The sequence below is a fragment of the Streptomyces sp. NPDC001904 genome, assembly GCF_040297005.1.
In the GTDB taxonomy this organism is placed as follows: Bacteria; Actinomycetota; Actinomycetes; order Streptomycetales; family Streptomycetaceae; genus Streptomyces.
The window spans coordinates 41,842-59,289 of the sequence record NZ_JBEOYI010000029.1 but is presented as its reverse complement, the minus strand read 5'-3'; the positions used below and the strand labels follow the sequence as shown (position 1 = coordinate 59,289).

The following is a 17,448-nucleotide window of genomic DNA, read 5'->3' as shown; positions in this document are numbered from 1 at the left end:
CTCGTGTCGAATCCGCAATGGCAGCCGGCTCCCTGGCCGCCGCAGCAGAACCAGCAGAGCGCGATGCTGGCCGCGCACTCCGACCGGGAGCGGGCCGTCGATGTGCTGCGGGCCGGGTTCGCCGAGGGGCGGCTGCCGCAGCCGGAGTACGAGAAGCGGATCGAGCGGGCCTATCAGGCGCGCACCCTGGGGGAGCTGAGCACCCTCGTCGCGGATCTGCCGCAGGGGCCCGTGGGGCTGCAGCAGGCGCCCATGCCGGGGCCCATGGGGCAGGTCCCGCGGACCTTCCTGCCGGCCCCGGCGCCGCCCACCAACGCCAAGGCGATCGGCGCGCTGGCCTGTGGCGTGGGGACGTTCTTCTGCGGAGGCCTCACCGCGATTCCCGCGGTGATCCTCGGACACATGGCACGGGGTGAGATCCGTCGCACTCAGGAGCAGGGCGACGGGATGGCCGTCGGCGGCATCGTGCTCGGCTGGCTGTGGATCGCCGGGTGGGCGTTTCTCCTGGTCATCATCATGATCGCGGCCGCGAGCTCGAGCTCCGGCTGAGGAGGGCCGGGGGTGCGTTCCGGCCACGCTCCGGAAACCCCCGACTACCGGGACGAATACCGCACGCGGGGGCGAGAAGTCCGGCGTGTCGGAGTGGGCTGCATTTGTTTTGACCGAAGTCCGTGAGGTAGGTACGCTCAGACCTTGTGCCTGGGGTGTGCCTGGGCTCCTGTGCGTGTCATCTGCCGCACGGCGAGTCCGGATCAGTCCGCTCAGTCTGATCACGGCCACCGCAATCTGCCGCCTCCCGCTCTTGAGCGGGGGTCTGCAGTATTCGACACACCCGACCGCGTGGGTCGGCAAAGTTCCAGGTTAGCTTTACTACTCGGCACACAGAAACCGGAGAAGTAGTGCCTACGATCCAGCAGCTGGTCCGGAAGGGCCGGCAGGACAAGGTCGAGAAGAACAAGACGCCCGCACTCGAGGGTTCGCCCCAGCGTCGTGGCGTCTGCACGCGTGTGTTCACGACCACCCCGAAGAAGCCGAACTCGGCCCTCCGTAAGGTCGCGCGTGTGCGTCTGACCAGCGGCATCGAGGTCACGGCCTACATCCCGGGTGAGGGACACAACCTGCAGGAGCACTCCATCGTGCTCGTGCGCGGTGGCCGTGTGAAGGACCTGCCCGGTGTTCGTTACAAGATCATCCGCGGTTCGCTCGACACCCAGGGTGTCAAGAACCGCAAGCAGGCCCGCAGCCGCTACGGCGCCAAGAAGGAGAAGTAAGAATGCCTCGTAAGGGCCCCGCCCCGAAGCGCCCGGTCATCATCGACCCGGTCTACGGTTCTCCTCTGGTGACCTCCCTCATCAACAAGGTGCTGCTGAACGGCAAGCGCTCCACCGCCGAGCGCATCGTGTACGGCGCCATGGAGGGCCTGCGTGAGAAGTCGGGCAACGACCCGGTCATCACGCTGAAGCGCGCGCTCGAGAACATCAAGCCGACCCTCGAGGTCAAGTCCCGCCGTGTCGGTGGCGCGACCTACCAGGTTCCGGTTGAGGTCAAGCCCGGCCGCGCCAACACCCTCGCGCTCCGCTGGCTCGTCGGTTACTCCCGCGCCCGTCGCGAGAAGACGATGACCGAGCGTCTGATGAACGAGCTGCTCGACGCCTCCAACGGCCTCGGCGCTGCCGTCAAGAAGCGCGAGGACACGCACAAGATGGCCGAGTCCAACAAGGCCTTCGCGCACTACCGCTGGTAGTCGCTACCCACATCGAGACCGAGAGAAGACTGAAGCCTTATGGCTACCACTTCACTTGACCTGGCCAAGGTGCGCAACATCGGCATCATGGCTCACATCGACGCGGGCAAGACGACGACGACCGAGCGGATCCTGTTCTACACCGGCGTCTCGTACAAGATCGGTGAGGTCCACGACGGCGCTGCCACGATGGACTGGATGGAGCAGGAGCAGGAGCGTGGCATCACGATCACCTCTGCTGCCACCACCTGTCACTGGCCGCTCGAGAACGACGACTACACGATCAACATCATCGACACCCCCGGGCACGTCGACTTCACCGTTGAGGTGGAGCGCTCCCTGCGTGTGCTCGATGGTGCTGTGACGGTGTTCGACGGCGTCGCCGGCGTTGAGCCGCAGTCCGAGACGGTGTGGCGTCAGGCCGACCGTTACGGCGTGCCGCGCATCTGCTTCGTGAACAAGCTGGACCGTACCGGTGCCGAGTTCCACCGCTGCGTCGACATGATCGTCGACCGCCTCGGTGCGACCCCGCTGGTCATGCAGCTCCCGATCGGTGCCGAGGCCGACTTCCAGGGTGTCGTCGACCTCGTCACGATGAAGGCGTTCGTCTGGTCCGCCGAGGCCGCGAAGGGCGAGGCGTACGACATCGTCGACATCCCCGCCACGCACACCGAGGCTGCCGAGGAGTACCGCGGCAAGCTGCTCGAGGCCGTCGCGGAGAACGACGAAGAGATGATGGAGCTGTTCCTGGAGGGCACCGAGCCCACCGTCGAGCAGCTGCACGCCGCCGTGCGTCGCATCACCATCGCCTCCGGCAAGGGCGGCGACACCACCGTCACCCCCGTCTTCTGTGGCACCGCGTTCAAGAACAAGGGCGTTCAGCCCCTGCTCGACGCCGTCGTGCGCTACCTGCCGACCCCGCTCGACGTCGAGGCCATCGAGGGCCACGACGTCAAGGACCCCGAGGTCGTCGTCAAGCGCAAGCCGTCGGACGACGAGCCGCTGGCTGCCCTCGCGTTCAAGATCATGAGCGACCCGCACCTGGGCAAGCTCACCTTCGTCCGGGTTTACTCGGGCCGCCTGGAGTCCGGCACCGCGGTGCTGAACCCCGTCAAGGGCAAGAAGGAGCGCATCGGCAAGATCTACCGCATGCACGCGAACAAGCGTGAGGAGATCGAGTCGGTGGGCGCCGGTGACATCGTCGCCGTCATGGGTCTGAAGCAGACCACCACGGGCGAGACGCTCTGTGACGACAAGCAGCAGGTGATCCTGGAGTCCATGGACTTCCCGGCGCCTGTCATCCAGGTCGCCATCGAGCCGAAGTCCAAGGGTGACCAGGAGAAGCTGGGTGTCGCCATCCAGCGTCTCTCGGAGGAGGACCCCTCCTTCCAGGTGCACTCGGACGAGGAGACCGGCCAGACCATCATCGGTGGTATGGGTGAGCTTCACCTCGAGGTGCTCGTCGACCGCATGAAGCGCGAGTTCCGCGTCGAGGCGAACGTCGGCAAGCCGCAGGTCGCGTACCGCGAGACGATCCGCAAGGCCGTCGAGCGCGTGGACTACACCCACAAGAAGCAGACCGGTGGTACCGGTCAGTTCGCCAAGGTGCAGATCGCGATCGAGCCCATCGAGGGCGGCGAGGCGTCGTACGAGTTCGTGAACAAGGTCACCGGTGGCCGTATCCCGCGGGAGTACATCCCGTCGGTGGACGCCGGTGCGCAGGAGGCCATGCAGTTCGGCATCCTCGCCGGTTACGAGATGACGGGCGTCCGCGTCACGCTTCTCGACGGTGCCTACCACGAGGTCGACTCCTCCGAGCTGGCCTTCAAGATCGCCGGTTCGCAGGCCTTCAAGGAGGCCGCGCGCAAGGCGTCCCCCGTGCTCCTCGAGCCGATGATGGCCGTCGAGGTCACCACGCCCGAGGACTACATGGGCGATGTCATCGGTGACATCAACTCCCGCCGTGGCCAGATCCAGGCCATGGAGGAGCGCAGCGGCGCTCGCGTCGTGAAGGGCCTCGTGCCCCTCTCGGAGATGTTCGGCTACGTCGGAGACCTCCGCAGCAAGACGTCGGGTCGCGCGAGCTACTCGATGCAGTTCGACTCCTACGCCGAGGTTCCGCGGAACGTCGCCGAGGAGATCATCGCGAAGGCCAAGGGCGAGTAACTCACTCGAGTTCACGCTTTAGGCTTGACTCCGGAGCCCGACCGGGCATTCAGGGGCTCACGTCCCTGAATGCCCTCGGGCCCGGGCTTTCCAGCAAAGATCACCTGGCGCCGATGAAGCAAGGCGTACAGAACCACTCCACAGGAGGACCCAGTGGCGAAGGCGAAGTTCGAGCGGACTAAGCCGCACGTCAACATCGGCACCATCGGTCACATCGACCACGGTAAGACGACCCTCACGGCCGCCATTACCAAGGTGCTGCACGACGCGTACCCGGACATCAACGAGGCGTCGGCGTTCGACCAGATCGACAAGGCTCCTGAGGAGCGCCAGCGCGGTATCACCATCTCCATCGCGCACGTCGAGTACCAGACCGAGGCGCGTCACTACGCCCACGTCGACTGCCCGGGTCACGCGGACTACATCAAGAACATGATCACCGGTGCCGCGCAGATGGACGGCGCCATCCTCGTGGTCGCCGCCACCGACGGCCCGATGCCGCAGACCAAGGAGCACGTGCTCCTGGCCCGCCAGGTCGGCGTTCCGTACATCGTTGTCGCCCTCAACAAGGCCGACATGGTGGACGACGAGGAGATCCTGGAGCTCGTCGAGCTCGAGGTTCGTGAGCTCCTCTCCGAGTACGAGTTCCCGGGCGACGACGTTCCCGTCGTCAAGGTCTCCGCTCTGAAGGCGCTCGAGGGCGACAAGGAGTGGGGCAACTCGGTCCTGGAGCTCATGAAGGCCGTCGACGAGTCGATCCCGGAGCCGGAGCGCGACGTCGACAAGCCGTTCCTCATGCCGATCGAGGACGTCTTCACGATCACCGGTCGCGGTACGGTCGTCACCGGCCGTATCGAGCGTGGTGTCCTGAAGGTCAACGAGACCGTCGACATCATCGGCATCAAGACCGAGAAGACCACCACCACGGTCACCGGCATCGAGATGTTCCGCAAGCTGCTCGACGAGGGCCAGGCCGGTGAGAACGTCGGTCTGCTCCTCCGTGGCATCAAGCGCGAGGACGTCGAGCGCGGCCAGGTCATCATCAAGCCGGGTTCGGTCACGCCGCACACCGAGTTCGAGGCGCAGGCGTACATCCTGTCGAAGGACGAGGGTGGCCGTCACACCCCGTTCTTCAACAACTACCGCCCGCAGTTCTACTTCCGTACGACGGACGTGACCGGCGTCGTGACCCTCCCCGAGGGCACCGAGATGGTCATGCCGGGTGACAACACCGAGATGAAGGTGGAGCTCATCCAGCCCGTCGCCATGGAGGAGGGCCTCAAGTTCGCCATCCGTGAGGGTGGCCGGACCGTCGGCGCCGGCCAGGTCACCAAGATCAACAAGTAAGTCCGCTTACTTGCTGGGCTTGATGCCTGGTAGCTCCCGCGAGCTCTGAAAGGGCCCGTACGACTTCGGTCGTACGGGCCCTTTTGCGTGCCGCGACGGTGTTCAGGGAGCGATCGCCCAGCGCGCCGCGGCCACAGCGGCGAGGACGACACCCGGGGCGATCCAGGTCCAGCCGACGAGCCGGCGCAGCGGCCGGGGCAGCCACAGGCCGAGCAGGGCGACGCCGAACGCGACCGTGAGGAAGCAGGACAGCGCGACGCCCCGGTGGGCGGGCTCGTCCCACTCGCCCTGCGGCCGGATGGTCACGGCCCACCAGCAGAAGTAGCAGGACAGCAGCGTCAGGATGACGACCGGCACGGCGAGGATCAGCCGCAGGCGGCCGCGGTCGTCCCCGTGCGGTTCGTGGTCGCGTGGCATCGGGCCAGTGTGCGGGTCCGGCCCGGGGTGCGTCAGGCCTTTGCCCGGGACGGCCGCCACAACCACGGCCGGGCGTCCGGGGAGAGGCCCGCGGCGGTCGGTCCGTACCGGTCCGCCGTCAGGGACGGGCCGTCCAGGGTGACGGGGTCGGTGGCCGGGCGGAGCACGCGGCCGTTCTCCAGGAGCTGGACCCGGCCGTCGGTGCCGAGCCCGAGCAGATGCCCGCCCGCGGCCGCCACGGGCCCGTACCCGGGGAAGTCCACGGCCGGGCCGCCCGGGCTCAGCAGCCGCGCGGAGGCGGGCCCGCGGTAGTAGAGCCGGCCGTCCGCGACCGCCACCGGGTCGGCGGGGACGGGCAGGCCGGTGAGCGGGGCGGGGCCGTCCGGCGTCCAGTGGTGGACGGTGTCCCGGCCGGGCGCGTACACGTGCACCTGCCGGTCGGCGCCGACGACCGCCGTGAGGCCGTCCTGGACCTGGCCGCCGCCGAGGTCCCGCCACGGCGACCAGGCGCCGTCCGTGTCCCGTACGCGGGTGCTCACGCCCTGTGCGGCATTGCGGACGAAGAGATGGACGCGGCCGTCGGGCGCGGCGACCGCGACCGGGACGCCGATGCGGCGGCCGCGGTCGGCGTCGGCGCCCTCGGGGTTGCCGAGGCTCGTCCAGGAGCCGTACCGGCCGGACCCGCGCTGTTCCAGGGCCACGATCTCGCGGGCGTCGGTCGCGCCCAGGCCGCCGATCGCCGCGAGCCGCAGCCCCAGGACCAGATGGCGGCCGTCGGGCAGGGCGGCGCCGCCGAGGACCGGGGCGAGCGGGCCGCCGCCGAGGTCGACGGGAGCGCGGAACTCCCCGTCTCTCTCTTCGTACCGCACCGCCCGCAGCCCCAGGACGCCGTACGCCGTGAGGGTTCCGTCGCCCTTCGGGAAGAGGGCGAGGCGCGGCCCGGGATAGCGGTGGTGGGTGGCGCGGACCCAGCCCTTGCGGTTGGTCAGGGGGCGGTCGCCGCCCACGTTGTAGTCGCCGCAGCCCGACGGGTTGCCGCAGCTCCAGTCGGGGCCCGCGCCGTAGGGGACGAGATGGGCGGCCTTGGGGCCGAGCACCTGCGGCGGGAGGTTCTTGGGCCAGTGGTGGTTGTAGTAGCCGCGGAAGGCGGAGACGGCGACGGCCGGCGGCCCGGACCGGGCCTCCTGCGTCCAGCGGATCAGCGCGGCCCAGGTGAAGCAGGCCACGGCGGTGTGGTCGGCGTGGTCGGAGTAGCCGGGCTGCTCGCTGTCGCGGATCTGGGTGGCCCGGTCGCTCGCCTGCATGTCCGGATCCGGGTCGAGGGTGTGCACCAGGGTGGGCCGGTACCGCTCGAAGAGCGCCACGAGGACGCCGATCAGCGCGTCGTGGTCGTACGTCTGGACCGTGCGCAGCGGGGAGCCGTCCGGGACGAGCGTGTGCAGCAGAAGGCCGGGTTCGCGCCACAGCGCGGGCACGCCCATGTGGCCGGCCGGGGTGTGCATCGCGAGGTCGAGATGGACCAACTCGACGCGGCGGCCCCGGTGTTCGAGAGCGTTCACCTCCACCTGGAACCCGGTGCGCAGGCGCAGGGCGGTCACGTCCCAGGGGGTGAAGACGGGCAGTCCGAGCTGGGCCGCGTAGGACTGGCGCAGGCCCTGGTGACGGGCGGCGGAGTAGGCGGCCTTGTTCGGGGCGGGCCGGCGGTCGTCGGGCGTCTTGTTGCGTCCGTCGGCCTCGCCCGCGGTGACGTAGACGCAGACCAGCGGGGTGCCGGTGCCGAAGGCGTGCTGGGCGTCCGGGTTCATGAAGTACAGGTCGTCATCGGGGTGGGCGAGGACCTGGAGGAGGAGGGCGCGCTCGGCCTGGGCGGCGGGCAGGCCGGAGGCGGGGGAGGGGGCGGTGAGGTGCGGCGGGGGAGCGGAGGGCGTGCGCGAACAGGCGGTGAGCGAACCGGCGGCGGCGAGGGCGGCGGCGCCGCCGAGGACCACGGCCCGTCGGGACATTCCTCGCTGAAGCCGCTTTTCGGGCCTCGATATCGCAGGTCGATTCCGCATGAGGGCGTGCTCCGTCCGCTGTGGAGGCACAGCGGTCGGTGGTGCGCTCGCCTCTGTTCAGGTGTTCCGGTGGTTCACCTGGAGAGAGGGTCACCGAAGGGTGGAGGTTCCATGCATGTACATGTTCCGTTCACCCGGACGGGACGGGAAACGGGCGGTGCCCCTGTCCTCGGCGGGCGAGGACAGGGGCACCGTCGGCGGGCGTGACAGGTCGTCAGTGACGCGCCGCCTGGGGCTTGGCGTTGACCAGGACGGCCGCGCAGACGCCGGCCAGCAGCATCGCGCCGACGGCGTACCAGATCGCGTGGGTGTAGCCGTGGACGATGCCCGCGGCGACGACCTGGTCCTTCTTCGAGGGGTCGGTCATGTGGGTCGCGATGTACGAGCCGGTGGCCGAGGTCGCGATGGTGTTCAGCAGGGCCGTGCCGAGCGAACCGCCCACCTGCTGCGAGGTGTTGACCATCGCGGAGGTGACACCGGCGTCCTGCGGGCGGATGCCGCTCGTCGCCGTGGAGAAGACCGGCATGAACGTCAGGCCCATGCCGAGGCCGAGGATCAGCTCGGCGGGCAGCACGTGGCTGACGTACGAGGAGTCGACGCCGAGCTGGGTGAGGATCAGCAGGCCGCCGGCGGCCAGGACCATGCCCGGGACCATCAGGGCGCGGGCGGGGACCTTCGGCAGCAGGCGGGCCGAGATCTGCGTCGAGCCGATGATGATCGCGACCGACATCGGCAGGAAGGCCAGGCCGGTGCGGACCGGCGAGTAGCCGAGGATGCCCTGGAGGTAGTAGGTCATGAACAGGAACAGGCCGAACATGCCGATCGTGGCCAGGCCCATCGTCAGGAAGCAGCCGGCCCGGTTGCGGTCCTTGAGGATGCGCAGCGGCAGCAGCGGCGACTTCGCGCGGGTCTGCCAGAAGACGAACGCGAGGAGCAGCACCGCGCCGCCGGCCAGCAGCGAGACGACCATCGAGTCGCCCCAGCCGCGCGGCTCGGCCTCCGAGAAGCCGTAGACGATGGCGACGAGGCCGCCGCAGCCCAGGATCACGCCGGGCACGTCCAGCTTGATGTCCTTGTGGCCCGCGCGGTCGTGCAGCAGGATCACGGCGCCGATCACGGCGACGATCGCGATCGGGATGTTGACGTACAGGCACCAGCGCCAGTTCAGGTACGAGGTGAGGACGCCGCCGAGCAGCAGGCCGACGGCACCGCCCGCGCCCGCGAGCGCGCCGTAGATGCCGAACGCCTTGCCGCGCTCGCGCGGGTCGGTGAACGTCGTGGTCATCAGCGACAGCGCGGACGGGGCCAGCAGCGCGCCGAAGACGCCCTGCAGCGCACGCGCGCCGAACAGCATGCCGGAGCTCTGCGCGGCGCCGCCGAGCGCGGAGGCGAGCGCGAAGCCGATCAGGCCGATGATGAAGGTGCGCTTGCGGCCGACGAGGTCGGCGACGCGGCCGCCGAGCAGCAGCAGGCCGCCGAAGGCCAGCGTGTAGGACGTGATGACCCACTGCCGGTTCGCGTCGGACATGCCGAGGGCGGTCTGGGCGGACGGCAGCGCGATGTTCACGATGGTCGCGTCGAGGACCACCATCAGCTGGGCCAGGGCGATGACGACCAGGCCCCACCAGCGGCGGGGGTCGGGCGCATCGGCCGCCGGTGCGGCGGGGGAGGCCGGCGCCGTCCGGTTGGCGCCGACGGATATGGAGTCGCTCATGGGCGAGGTGTCGCTTCCTGTGGGTCGCGTGAGGGTGAGGTGGGACGCGCCGCGCGACGAGGGGCGGGGCGGTCGGAGGGCTCTGCAAGGAGCCTGATCATCAGTATCGCTGACTATCAGAATCAGGATACGCTACGTGGCATGACGGACGATCCCTTTTTCGCGGGACCTCTGACACACCGCCTCGGGTACCTCGTCAAGCACGCTTTTCACCAATTGTCCGGGATGCTCGCCGAGGCGCTGGAGCCGTACGGCGTGAATCCGCGTGAGGTGGGCGTGCTGTCGGTCATCGCGGCGGACGGCGAGGAGCGCTCGCAGCACGAACTGGCCCAGCTGGTCGGCGTGGACCGCACGACGATGGTCGCTCTCATCGACGCCCTGGAGGGCAAGGGCCTGGTGGAGCGCCGGCGCAGCGCGGTGGACCGTCGGCGCAATGTGGTGGCGCTCACACCCGCGGGCGCGGCCTGCCAGCGCGATGCCGACCGGGCGCGGATCGAGGCCGAGCGGGCCTACCTGGCGCCGCTGGACGAGGAGTCGGCGGCGGCGCTGACCGAGACGCTGCGCACCCTGTACCGGGCGCACGCGACCCGCTAGCGGCGCCTCGCCCGGGCGCCGTCGCCCCGGGTTTGACCTTCGTCACTCTCGGGGTACTCTCTACGGCCCGATTGGCCCCGGACATGCCCCGTATGGCAGACTAGCGGGGTTGCTCGGTTGAGTGCCGATGCTGCGCGCCTCCCGCCGGGAGGACCGGAAGCGAGTCCCACAGTACTCGTCGCCCCATCTGCCGCCTGCGGCAGCGCTGGGACGGACGTACGGGAATCTTCCGGGAAGTTCAGCGCGGAGCTCCACCAGGCGCCTGGTGGGTTTCTTCCCCCAGCCTTGCGGCCTCGGGCCGCGGTTCCTGTAGCAGGGAAATCCGTACGGATATTTCTGTCAGCGAGGCCGCGACACGCCCGACCGCGTGGGTCGGAGGAAGTGTGAAACAGGGCCCTCAGGAGCCAGAGCGTTATGAGAGACAGGACTACTAAGTAGCCATGGCGGGACAGAAGATCCGCATCCGGCTCAAGGCCTACGACCACGAGGTCATCGACTCCTCGGCGAAGAAGATCGTCGAGACGGTGACCCGCACTGGTGCGTCGGTCGCGGGCCCGGTGCCGCTGCCTACCGAGAAGAACGTGTACTGCGTCATCAAGTCGCCGCACAAGTACAAGGACTCGCGCGAGCACTTCGAGATGCGCACGCACAAGCGCCTGATCGACATTCTCGACCCCACGCCCAAGACCGTTGACTCTCTGATGCGACTCGACCTCCCGGCCGGTGTCGACATCGAGATCAAGCTCTAAGGGCTGGTGATCGATAATGGCTAAGCAGATCAAGGGCATCCTGGGCGAGAAGCTCGGCATGACGCAGGTGTGGGACGAGAACAACCGTGTTGTTCCGGTCACCGTCGTCAAGGCCGGCCCCAATGTCGTGACCCAGGTCCGCACGAACGACGTGGACGGCTACGAGTCCGTCCAGATCGCGTTCGGCGAGATCGACCCGCGCAAGGTGAACAAGCCCCTCAAGGGCCACTTCGCCAAGGCCGACGTCACCCCCCGTCGTCACCTCGTCGAGATCCGTACCTCGGACGCTTCCGAGTACACCCTCGGCCAGGAGATCACCGCTGAGACCTTCGAGTCCGGCATCAAGGTGGACGTGACCGGCAAGAGCAAGGGCAAGGGCTTCGCCGGTGTCATGAAGCGTCACAACTTCGCCGGTGGCAAGGCATCGCACGGTGCCCACCGCGTGCACCGCAAGCCGGGCTCGATCGGTGGCTGCGCCACCCCCGGCCGTGTGTTCAAGGGCCTCCGCATGGCGGGCCGTATGGGCAACGAGCGGGTCACCACCCAGAACCTGACCGTCCACGCCGTTGACGCGGAGAAGGGTCTGCTGCTCATCAAGGGCGCGGTTCCCGGTCCGAACGGCGGCCTCGTCCTGGTCCGCACTGCGGCCAAGGGGGCCTGAGGTAACCGATGAGCACTGTTGACATCCTTTCGCCGGCAGGCGACAAGACCGGGACGGTCGAGCTCCCCGCGGAGATCTTCGCCGTCGAGAAGATCAGCGTTCCGCTGCTTCACCAGGTCGTCGTCGCGCAGCTGGCCGCTGCCCGCCAGGGCACGCACAAGACCAAGACCCGTGGCGAAGTCCGTGGTGGTGGCAAGAAGCCTTACCGCCAGAAGGGCACCGGCCGCGCCCGTCAGGGCTCGACCCGCGCGCCGCAGTTCGCCGGTGGTGGCGTCGTGCACGGTCCCGTGCCGCGTGACTACTCGCAGCGGACCCCGAAGAAGATGAAGGCTGCCGCGCTGCGTCACGCCCTCACCGACCGGGCCCGCAACGCTCGCATCCACGTCGTCTCCGGCGTGGTCGAGGGCGAGGTCTCCACCAAGGCCGCCAAGACGCTGTTCGGCAAGATCTCGGAGCGCAAGAACCTGCTCCTGGTCGCCGACCGCGCCGACGAGGCCGCGTGGCTCTCCGCCCGCAACCTGCCCCAGGTCCACATCCTGGAGCCGGGCCAGCTGAACACGTACGACGTTCTCGTCTCGGACGACGTGGTCTTCACCCAGGCCGCTTTCGAGTCCTTCGTGTCTGGCCCCAAGGCCGCTGACACCGAAGGGAGCGAGGCCTGATGGCTACGCGTCACCCGAGCATCGCCTCGAAGGCCGCCAAGGCCGCCAAGGCCGCGCGCGTCGCCAAGGCGAAGCGCATCGCGACCGAGGGCAAGATCGCTGTCGAGCCCACGCCGCTGAGCAAGTCCTTCACGGACCCGCGCGACGTCCTCGTCAAGCCGGTCGTCTCCGAGAAGTCGTACGCGCTTCTCGACGAGGGCAAGTACACGTTCATCGTGGCCCCCGGCGCCAACAAGACCCAGATCAAGCAGGCCGTCGAGGCGGTCTTCTCGGTCAAGGTCACCGGCGTCAACACGATCAACCGTCAGGGCAAGCGCAAGCGCACGCGCACCGGTTTCGGCAAGCGTGCCGACACCAAGCGCGCGATCGTGACCCTTGCTGAGGGCGACCGTATCGACATCTTCGGCCAGGCCTCCTAACGGAGCGCCCGGTCCGAATATCGGACGAGGACTGAGAAATGGGAATCCGCAAGTACAAGCCGACGACGCCGGGCCGCCGTGGCTCCTCCGTCGCCGACTTCGTCGAGGTCACGCGGTCCACGCCGGAGAAGTCGCTGGTCCGCCCCCTGCACAGCAAGGGCGGTCGTAACAACTCCGGTCGCGTGACCGTTCGCCACCAGGGTGGCGGACACAAGCGCGCCTACCGCGTGATCGACTTCCGTCGGCACGACAAGGACGGCGTTCCGGCCAAGGTCGCTCACATCGAGTACGACCCCAACCGCACCGCCCGCATCGCCCTCCTGCACTACGCGGACGGCGAGAAGCGCTACATCCTGGCCCCGCGCGGTCTCGCGCAGGGTGCCGTGGTGGAGAACGGCCCGGCGGCCGACATCAAGCCCGGTAACAACCTGGCGCTCCGCAACATCCCGGTCGGTACCACGATCCACGCGATCGAGCTCCGTCCCGGTGGTGGCGCCAAGTTCGCCCGCTCCGCGGGTGCCTCCGTGCAGCTGCTGGCCAAGGAGGGCGCCATGGCGCACCTCCGTATGCCGTCCGGTGAGATCCGCCTGGTCGACGTGCGCTGCCGCGCCACCGTCGGCGAGGTCGGCAACGCCGAGCAGAGCAACATCAACTGGGGCAAGGCCGGCCGCATGCGCTGGAAGGGCGTCCGCCCGACCGTGCGTGGTGTCGTGATGAACCCGGTTGACCACCCGCACGGTGGTGGTGAAGGCAAGACCTCCGGTGGTCGTCACCCGGTCTCGCCGTGGGGCAAGAAGGAGGGTCGTACTCGTGATCGCAACAAGGCGAGCAACAAGTACATCGTCCGCCGCCGCAAGTCGAACAAGAAGCGCTAGGAGCGGGTTTAGATGCCGCGCAGTCTCAAGAAGGGACCCTTCGTCGACGGCCACCTCGTAAAGAAGGTGGACGTACAGAACGAAGCCGGTACCAAGAACGTCATCAAGACCTGGTCCCGTCGCTCGATGATCATCCCCAGCATGCTGGGCCACACGATCGCGGTGCACAACGGCAAGACCCACATCCCGGTGTTCGTCACCGAGTCGATGGTCGGCCACAAGCTCGGCGAGTTCTCGCCGACGCGCACCTTCCGGGGTCACGTCAAGGACGACCGGAAGTCGAAGCGCCGCTAAGGCGGGGTGGAATCGACTATGACTAACACCGAAGGGACAACCATGGAAGCCAGGGCCCAGGCGCGGTACATCCGCGTCACGCCCATGAAGGCCCGCCGCGTGGTGGACCTCATCCGTGGCATGGATGCCACGGAGGCTCAGGCGGTCCTGCGTTTCGCCCCGCAGGCCGCGAGCGTGCCGGTCGGCAAGGTGCTGGACAGCGCCATTGCCAACGCCGCGCACAACTACGACCACCCGGACGCTTCGTCGCTGTTCATCAGCGAGGCGTTCGTCGATGAGGGCCCGACCCTGAAGCGGTTCCGTCCGCGTGCCCAGGGCCGTGCCTACCGGATCCGCAAGCGGACCTCCCACATCACCGTGGTCGTCAGCAGCAAGGAAGGAACCCGGTAATGGGCCAGAAGGTAAACCCGCACGGGTTCCGGCTCGGTGTCACGACCGACTTCAAGTCGCGTTGGTACGCCGACAAGCTGTACAAGGACTACGTCAAGGAAGACGTCGCCATCCGTCGGATGATGACGTCCGGCATGGAGCGCGCCGGCATCTCGAAGGTTGAGATCGAGCGCACCCGTGACCGCGTGCGTGTGGACATCCACACCGCTCGTCCCGGCATCGTCATCGGCCGCCGTGGCGCCGAGGCCGACCGCATCCGCGGTGACCTCGAGAAGCTCACGGGCAAGCAGGTCCAGCTGAACATCCTCGAGGTCAAGAACCCCGAGACGGACGCTCAGCTCGTGGCCCAGGCCGTCGCGGAGCAGCTGTCCTCCCGCGTCTCCTTCCGTCGCGCCATGCGTAAGAGCATGCAGTCGGCGATGAAGGCGGGCGCCAAGGGCATCAAGATCCAGTGTGGCGGTCGTCTCGGCGGTGCCGAGATGTCCCGTTCGGAGTTCTACCGCGAGGGCCGTGTGCCCCTGCACACGCTCCGCGCCAACGTGGACTACGGCTTCTTCGAGGCCAAGACGACCTTCGGCCGCATCGGCGTGAAGGTCTGGATCTACAAGGGCGATGTCAAGAACATCGCCGAGGTCCGCGCCGAGAACGCCGCTGCCCGCGCCGGCAACCGCCCGGCCCGTGGCGGCAACGACCGCCCGGCCGGCCGTGGTGGCCGCGGTGGCGAGCGTGGCGGTCGCGGTCGCAAGCCGCAGCAGCAGTCCGCGCCGGCTGCCGAGGCCCCCAAGGCCGACGCTCCCGCCGCTGCCGCTCCGGCTGCTGAGAGCACCGGAACGGAGGCCTGACCGAAATGCTGATCCCCCGTAGGGTCAAGCACCGCAAGCAGCACCACCCGAAGCGCAGCGGTATGTCCAAGGGTGGCACGCAGGTTGCGTTCGGCGAGTACGGCATCCAGGCGCTGACCCCGGCGTACGTGACGAACCGTCAGATCGAGGCCGCTCGTATCGCCATGACGCGTCACATCAAGCGTGGCGGCAAGGTCTGGATCAACATCTACCCGGACCGCCCCCTCACCAAGAAGCCCGCCGAGACCCGCATGGGTTCCGGTAAGGGTTCTCCGGAGTGGTGGGTCGCCAACGTCAAGCCCGGACGCGTGATGTTCGAGCTGTCCTACCCGAACGAGAAGATCGCGCGTGAAGCTCTGACTCGTGCCGCTCACAAGCTGCCGATGAAGTGCAAGATCGTTAAGCGCGAAGCAGGTGAGGCGTGATGTCGGCCGGAACCAAGGCGTCCGAGCTGCGCGAGCTGGGCAACGAGGAGCTCCTCAACAAGCTCCGCGAGGCCAAGGAAGAGCTGTTCAACCTCCGCTTCCAGGCGGCGACCGGTCAGCTCGAGAACCACGGCCGGCTCAAGGCCGTCCGCAAGGACATCGCGCGGATCTACACCCTCATGCGTGAGCGCGAGCTGGGCATCGAGACGGTGGAGAGCGCCTGATGAGCGAGAAGACTGTGACTGAAGAGACTGCCGCCCGCGGCTTCCGCAAGACCCGTGAGGGTCTGGTCGTCAGCGACAAGATGGACAAGACCGTCGTCGTCGCTGTCGAGGACCGCGTCAAGCACGCGCTGTACGGCAAGGTCATCCGCCGTACGAACAAGCTCAAGGCGCACGACGAGCAGAACGCCGCCGGCGTCGGCGACCGCGTCCTCCTCATGGAGACCCGGCCGCTGTCGGCGACGAAGCGCTGGCGCGTCGTCGAGATCCTCGAGAAGGCCAAGTAATTCTCTGAGGGGTTTCCCTCAGGGTTCGTTCCGCCAGGCTCCCGGGGCAGTTCGCTGAACTGCCCCGGGGGAACCGGCAGACAAACAGGAGATAGACGTGATCCAGCAGGAGTCGCGACTTCGCGTCGCCGACAACACGGGTGCGAAGGAAATCCTCACCATCCGTGTTCTCGGTGGCTCGGGTCGCCGCTACGCGGGCATCGGTGACGTCATCGTCGCCACCGTCAAGGACGCGATCCCCGGTGGCAACGTGAAGAAGGGTGACGTCGTCAAGGCGGTCATCGTTCGCACCGTCAAGGAGCGCCGCCGTCCGGACGGCTCGTACATCCGCTTCGACGAGAACGCCGCCGTCATTCTGAAGAACGACGGCGACCCTCGCGGCACCCGTATCTTCGGCCCGGTGGGCCGTGAGCTGCGCGAGAAGAAGTTCATGAAGATCATCTCGCTCGCGCCGGAGGTGCTGTAAGCATGAAGATCAAGAAGGGCGACCTGGTCCAGGTCATCACCGGTAAGGACAAGGGCAAGCAGGGCAAGGTCATTGCCGCTTACCCGCGCGACGAGCGCGTCCTGGTCGAGGGTGTCAACCGGGTCAAGAAGCACACCAAGGCCGGCCCCACCGCCTCCGGCTCGCAGGCCGGCGGCATCGTCACCACCGAGGCCCCCGTCCACGTCTCCAACGTCCAGCTGGTCGTGGAGAAGGACGGCAACAAGGTCGTGACGCGCGTCGGTTACCGCTTCGACGACGAAGGCAACAAGATCCGCGTTGCCAAGCGGACGGGTGAGGACATCTGATGACGACCACCACTTCCCCGCGTCTGAAGCAGAAGTACCGCGACGAGATCAAGGGCAAGCTGCAGGACGAGTTCTCGTACGAGAACGTCATGCAGATCCCCGGCCTGGTCAAGATCGTGGTCAACATGGGTGTCGGTGACGCCGCGCGCGACTCGAAGCTCATGGACGGTGCTGTCCGCGACCTGACCACCATCACGGGTCAGAAGCCGGCCATCACCAAGGCCCGCAAGTCCATCGCGCAGTTCAAGCTGCGTGAGGGCCAGCCGATCGGTGCCCACGTCACGCTTCGTGGCGACCGCATGTGGGAGTTCCTGGACCGCACCCTGTCGCTCGCGCTGCCGCGCATCCGCGACTTCCGTGGTCTGTCCCCCAAGCAGTTCGACGGCCGTGGCAACTACACCTTCGGTCTCACCGAGCAGGTCATGTTCCACGAGATCGACCAGGACAAGATCGACCGCGTCCGGGGTATGGACATCACCGTGGTCACCACGGCGACCAACGACGCTGAGGGCCGCGCGCTCCTTCGTCACCTCGGCTTCCCGTTCAAGGAGGCGTAAGCGAGATGGCGAAGAAGGCTCTCATTGCCAAGGCTGCTCGTAAGCCCAAGTTCGGTGTCCGCGGCTACACGCGCTGCCAGCGCTGCGGCCGCCCGCACTCCGTCTACCGCAAGTTCGGCCTCTGCCGCGTGTGCCTTCGTGAGATGGCTCACCGTGGCGAGCTGCCGGGCGTGACCAAGAGCTCCTGGTAGTCCCCACTTTTAGGGACTGCCTGGATCTCTCGGTAAGTAAAGGGTCG

Annotated in this window: 24 protein-coding genes; 21 read left to right on the top strand and 3 right to left on the bottom strand. The window is 67.9% G+C overall.

Annotated elements, in window-relative coordinates; translation table 11 throughout:
• Positions 1-3: 3 nt before the first annotated feature.
• From ABT127_RS33200 to tuf, 5 genes are all read left to right on the top strand, one after another.
• Complete coding sequence (locus ABT127_RS33200) at positions 4-549, top strand: DUF1707 and DUF4190 domain-containing protein (RefSeq protein ID WP_502971822.1); 546 nt, start codon at positions 4-6, stop codon at positions 547-549.
• A 350-nt stretch (positions 550-899) separates the two neighbouring features.
• The gene (gene rpsL / locus ABT127_RS33195; protein ID WP_003948652.1) at positions 900-1,271 is read left to right on the top strand and encodes a 30S ribosomal protein S12; all 372 of its coding nucleotides are present in this window, start codon (positions 900-902) and stop codon (positions 1,269-1,271) included.
• Between the two features lie 2 nt (positions 1,272-1,273).
• Positions 1,274-1,744: a 30S ribosomal protein S7 gene (gene rpsG, locus ABT127_RS33190; protein ID WP_111663838.1), complete on the top strand. Its 471-nt coding sequence runs from the start codon at positions 1,274-1,276 to the stop codon at positions 1,742-1,744.
• Positions 1,745-1,783: 39 nt separating this feature from the next.
• Positions 1,784-3,910 (top strand): elongation factor G, encoded by a 2,127-nt coding sequence (gene fusA, locus ABT127_RS33185; RefSeq protein ID WP_351458251.1) that lies wholly within the window; start codon positions 1,784-1,786, stop codon positions 3,908-3,910.
• Positions 3,911-4,063: 153 nt separating this feature from the next.
• Entirely contained in the window at positions 4,064-5,257 is a 1,194-nt protein-coding gene (tuf, locus tag ABT127_RS33180; protein WP_111663840.1) for an elongation factor Tu, read from the top strand.
• A 102-nt stretch (positions 5,258-5,359) separates the two neighbouring features.
• Here the strand turns inward: tuf and ABT127_RS33175 are convergent, their stop codons facing one another.
• The 3 genes from ABT127_RS33175 to ABT127_RS33165 all read right to left on the bottom strand — a co-directional run bounded on the left by ABT127_RS33175 (position 5,360) and on the right by ABT127_RS33165 (position 9,442).
• Complete coding sequence (locus tag ABT127_RS33175) at positions 5,360-5,674, bottom strand: hypothetical protein (RefSeq protein ID WP_351458248.1); 315 nt, start codon at positions 5,672-5,674, stop codon at positions 5,360-5,362.
• Between the two features lie 32 nt (positions 5,675-5,706).
• On the bottom strand, positions 5,707-7,677 hold the full coding sequence (locus ABT127_RS33170) for a PIG-L family deacetylase (protein WP_351458245.1): 1,971 nt from the start codon (positions 7,675-7,677) through the stop codon (positions 5,707-5,709).
• Between the two features lie 265 nt (positions 7,678-7,942).
• A complete protein-coding gene (locus ABT127_RS33165) occupies positions 7,943-9,442 on the bottom strand; it encodes an MFS transporter (RefSeq protein ID WP_351458242.1) in 1,500 nt (499 codons plus the stop codon).
• Positions 9,443-9,583: 141 nt separating this feature from the next.
• Between ABT127_RS33165 and ABT127_RS33160 the strand changes: the two genes are divergently transcribed.
• The 16 genes from ABT127_RS33160 (at position 9,584) to ABT127_RS33085 (ending at position 17,401) form a co-directional block, all read left to right on the top strand.
• Positions 9,584-10,036, top strand: a complete 453-nt coding sequence (locus ABT127_RS33160; protein ID WP_351458239.1) for a MarR family winged helix-turn-helix transcriptional regulator — start codon at positions 9,584-9,586, stop codon at positions 10,034-10,036.
• 440 nt (positions 10,037-10,476) lie between these two features.
• Complete coding sequence (rpsJ, locus tag ABT127_RS33155) at positions 10,477-10,785, top strand: 30S ribosomal protein S10 (protein WP_003948644.1); 309 nt, start codon at positions 10,477-10,479, stop codon at positions 10,783-10,785.
• Positions 10,786-10,801: 16 nt separating this feature from the next.
• Positions 10,802-11,446 (top strand): 50S ribosomal protein L3, encoded by a 645-nt coding sequence (rplC, locus tag ABT127_RS33150; RefSeq protein ID WP_111663844.1) that lies wholly within the window; start codon positions 10,802-10,804, stop codon positions 11,444-11,446.
• A gap of 8 nt (positions 11,447-11,454) precedes the next feature.
• Positions 11,455-12,108 carry a 50S ribosomal protein L4 gene (gene rplD, locus ABT127_RS33145; protein ID WP_351458236.1) on the top strand — a complete coding sequence of 218 codons (654 nt, stop codon included), beginning with the start codon at positions 11,455-11,457 and terminating at the stop codon, positions 12,106-12,108.
• Complete coding sequence (rplW, locus tag ABT127_RS33140) at positions 12,108-12,527, top strand: 50S ribosomal protein L23 (RefSeq protein WP_351458233.1); 420 nt, start codon at positions 12,108-12,110, stop codon at positions 12,525-12,527. Before rplD ends, rplW begins: the two co-directional genes overlap by 1 nt.
• Positions 12,528-12,565: 38 nt before the next feature.
• A complete protein-coding gene (gene rplB / locus ABT127_RS33135; RefSeq protein WP_111663847.1) occupies positions 12,566-13,402 on the top strand; it encodes a 50S ribosomal protein L2 in 837 nt (278 codons plus the stop codon).
• A 12-nt stretch (positions 13,403-13,414) separates the two neighbouring features.
• The gene (gene rpsS, locus ABT127_RS33130; RefSeq protein ID WP_111663848.1) at positions 13,415-13,696 is read left to right on the top strand and encodes a 30S ribosomal protein S19; all 282 of its coding nucleotides are present in this window, start codon (positions 13,415-13,417) and stop codon (positions 13,694-13,696) included.
• 42 nt (positions 13,697-13,738) lie between these two features.
• Complete coding sequence (gene rplV / locus ABT127_RS33125) at positions 13,739-14,086, top strand: 50S ribosomal protein L22 (RefSeq protein ID WP_111663849.1); 348 nt, start codon at positions 13,739-13,741, stop codon at positions 14,084-14,086.
• Positions 14,086-14,928, top strand: coding sequence for a 30S ribosomal protein S3 (gene rpsC, locus ABT127_RS33120; RefSeq protein WP_351458228.1), 843 nt, complete (start codon positions 14,086-14,088; stop codon positions 14,926-14,928). The genes rplV and rpsC overlap by 1 nt, the downstream gene beginning before the upstream one ends.
• A gap of 5 nt (positions 14,929-14,933) precedes the next feature.
• Complete coding sequence (gene rplP, locus ABT127_RS33115; RefSeq protein ID WP_059424836.1) at positions 14,934-15,353, top strand: 50S ribosomal protein L16; 420 nt, start codon at positions 14,934-14,936, stop codon at positions 15,351-15,353.
• On the top strand, positions 15,353-15,577 hold the full coding sequence (rpmC, locus tag ABT127_RS33110; RefSeq protein ID WP_010036720.1) for a 50S ribosomal protein L29: 225 nt from the start codon (positions 15,353-15,355) through the stop codon (positions 15,575-15,577). The genes rplP and rpmC overlap by 1 nt, the downstream gene beginning before the upstream one ends.
• Positions 15,577-15,861: a 30S ribosomal protein S17 gene (gene rpsQ / locus ABT127_RS33105; RefSeq protein WP_111663851.1), complete on the top strand. Its 285-nt coding sequence runs from the start codon at positions 15,577-15,579 to the stop codon at positions 15,859-15,861. Before rpmC ends, rpsQ begins: the two co-directional genes overlap by 1 nt.
• A 97-nt stretch (positions 15,862-15,958) precedes the next feature.
• Positions 15,959-16,327 (top strand): 50S ribosomal protein L14, encoded by a 369-nt coding sequence (gene rplN / locus ABT127_RS33100; RefSeq protein ID WP_003974257.1) that lies wholly within the window; start codon positions 15,959-15,961, stop codon positions 16,325-16,327.
• 2 nt (positions 16,328-16,329) lie between these two features.
• Positions 16,330-16,653 (top strand): 50S ribosomal protein L24, encoded by a 324-nt coding sequence (rplX, locus tag ABT127_RS33095; protein WP_016645174.1) that lies wholly within the window; start codon positions 16,330-16,332, stop codon positions 16,651-16,653.
• Positions 16,653-17,210: a 50S ribosomal protein L5 gene (gene rplE, locus ABT127_RS33090; RefSeq protein ID WP_018528359.1), complete on the top strand. Its 558-nt coding sequence runs from the start codon at positions 16,653-16,655 to the stop codon at positions 17,208-17,210. Before rplX ends, rplE begins: the two co-directional genes overlap by 1 nt.
• Positions 17,211-17,215: 5 nt before the next feature.
• On the top strand, positions 17,216-17,401 hold the full coding sequence (locus tag ABT127_RS33085; RefSeq protein WP_003948630.1) for a type Z 30S ribosomal protein S14: 186 nt from the start codon (positions 17,216-17,218) through the stop codon (positions 17,399-17,401).
• The last annotated feature ends 47 nt before the right edge of the window (positions 17,402-17,448 follow it).

Bases quoted from the DNA above. Each gene is read 5' to 3' on its own strand.
- rplP (WP_059424836.1), top strand. From the start codon at position 14,934: ATGCTGATCCCCCGTAGGGTCAAGCACCGCAAGCAGCACCACCCGAAG.
- ABT127_RS33170 (WP_351458245.1), bottom strand. From the start codon at position 7,677: ATGTCCCGACGGGCCGTGGTCCTCGGCGGCGCCGCCGCCCTCGCCGCC.
- rplC (WP_111663844.1), top strand. From the start codon at position 10,802: ATGGCTAAGCAGATCAAGGGCATCCTGGGCGAGAAGCTCGGCATGACG.
- rplX (WP_016645174.1), top strand. From the start codon at position 16,330: ATGAAGATCAAGAAGGGCGACCTGGTCCAGGTCATCACCGGTAAGGAC.
- rplV (WP_111663849.1), top strand. From the start codon at position 13,739: ATGGAAGCCAGGGCCCAGGCGCGGTACATCCGCGTCACGCCCATGAAG.
- rplD (WP_351458236.1), top strand. From the start codon at position 11,455: ATGAGCACTGTTGACATCCTTTCGCCGGCAGGCGACAAGACCGGGACG.
- rplB (WP_111663847.1), top strand. From the start codon at position 12,566: ATGGGAATCCGCAAGTACAAGCCGACGACGCCGGGCCGCCGTGGCTCC.
- ABT127_RS33165 (WP_351458242.1), bottom strand. From the start codon at position 9,442: ATGAGCGACTCCATATCCGTCGGCGCCAACCGGACGGCGCCGGCCTCC.
- ABT127_RS33160 (WP_351458239.1), top strand. From the start codon at position 9,584: ATGACGGACGATCCCTTTTTCGCGGGACCTCTGACACACCGCCTCGGG.
- rplW (WP_351458233.1), top strand. From the start codon at position 12,108: ATGGCTACGCGTCACCCGAGCATCGCCTCGAAGGCCGCCAAGGCCGCC.
- rpmC (WP_010036720.1), top strand. From the start codon at position 15,353: ATGTCGGCCGGAACCAAGGCGTCCGAGCTGCGCGAGCTGGGCAACGAG.
- rpsQ (WP_111663851.1), top strand. From the start codon at position 15,577: ATGAGCGAGAAGACTGTGACTGAAGAGACTGCCGCCCGCGGCTTCCGC.
- ABT127_RS33175 (WP_351458248.1), bottom strand. From the start codon at position 5,674: ATGCCACGCGACCACGAACCGCACGGGGACGACCGCGGCCGCCTGCGG.
- rpsG (WP_111663838.1), top strand. From the start codon at position 1,274: ATGCCTCGTAAGGGCCCCGCCCCGAAGCGCCCGGTCATCATCGACCCG.
- ABT127_RS33085 (WP_003948630.1), top strand. From the start codon at position 17,216: ATGGCGAAGAAGGCTCTCATTGCCAAGGCTGCTCGTAAGCCCAAGTTC.
- rpsS (WP_111663848.1), top strand. From the start codon at position 13,415: ATGCCGCGCAGTCTCAAGAAGGGACCCTTCGTCGACGGCCACCTCGTA.
- rpsC (WP_351458228.1), top strand. From the start codon at position 14,086: ATGGGCCAGAAGGTAAACCCGCACGGGTTCCGGCTCGGTGTCACGACC.
- rplE (WP_018528359.1), top strand. From the start codon at position 16,653: ATGACGACCACCACTTCCCCGCGTCTGAAGCAGAAGTACCGCGACGAG.
- rpsJ (WP_003948644.1), top strand. From the start codon at position 10,477: ATGGCGGGACAGAAGATCCGCATCCGGCTCAAGGCCTACGACCACGAG.
- fusA (WP_351458251.1), top strand. From the start codon at position 1,784: ATGGCTACCACTTCACTTGACCTGGCCAAGGTGCGCAACATCGGCATC.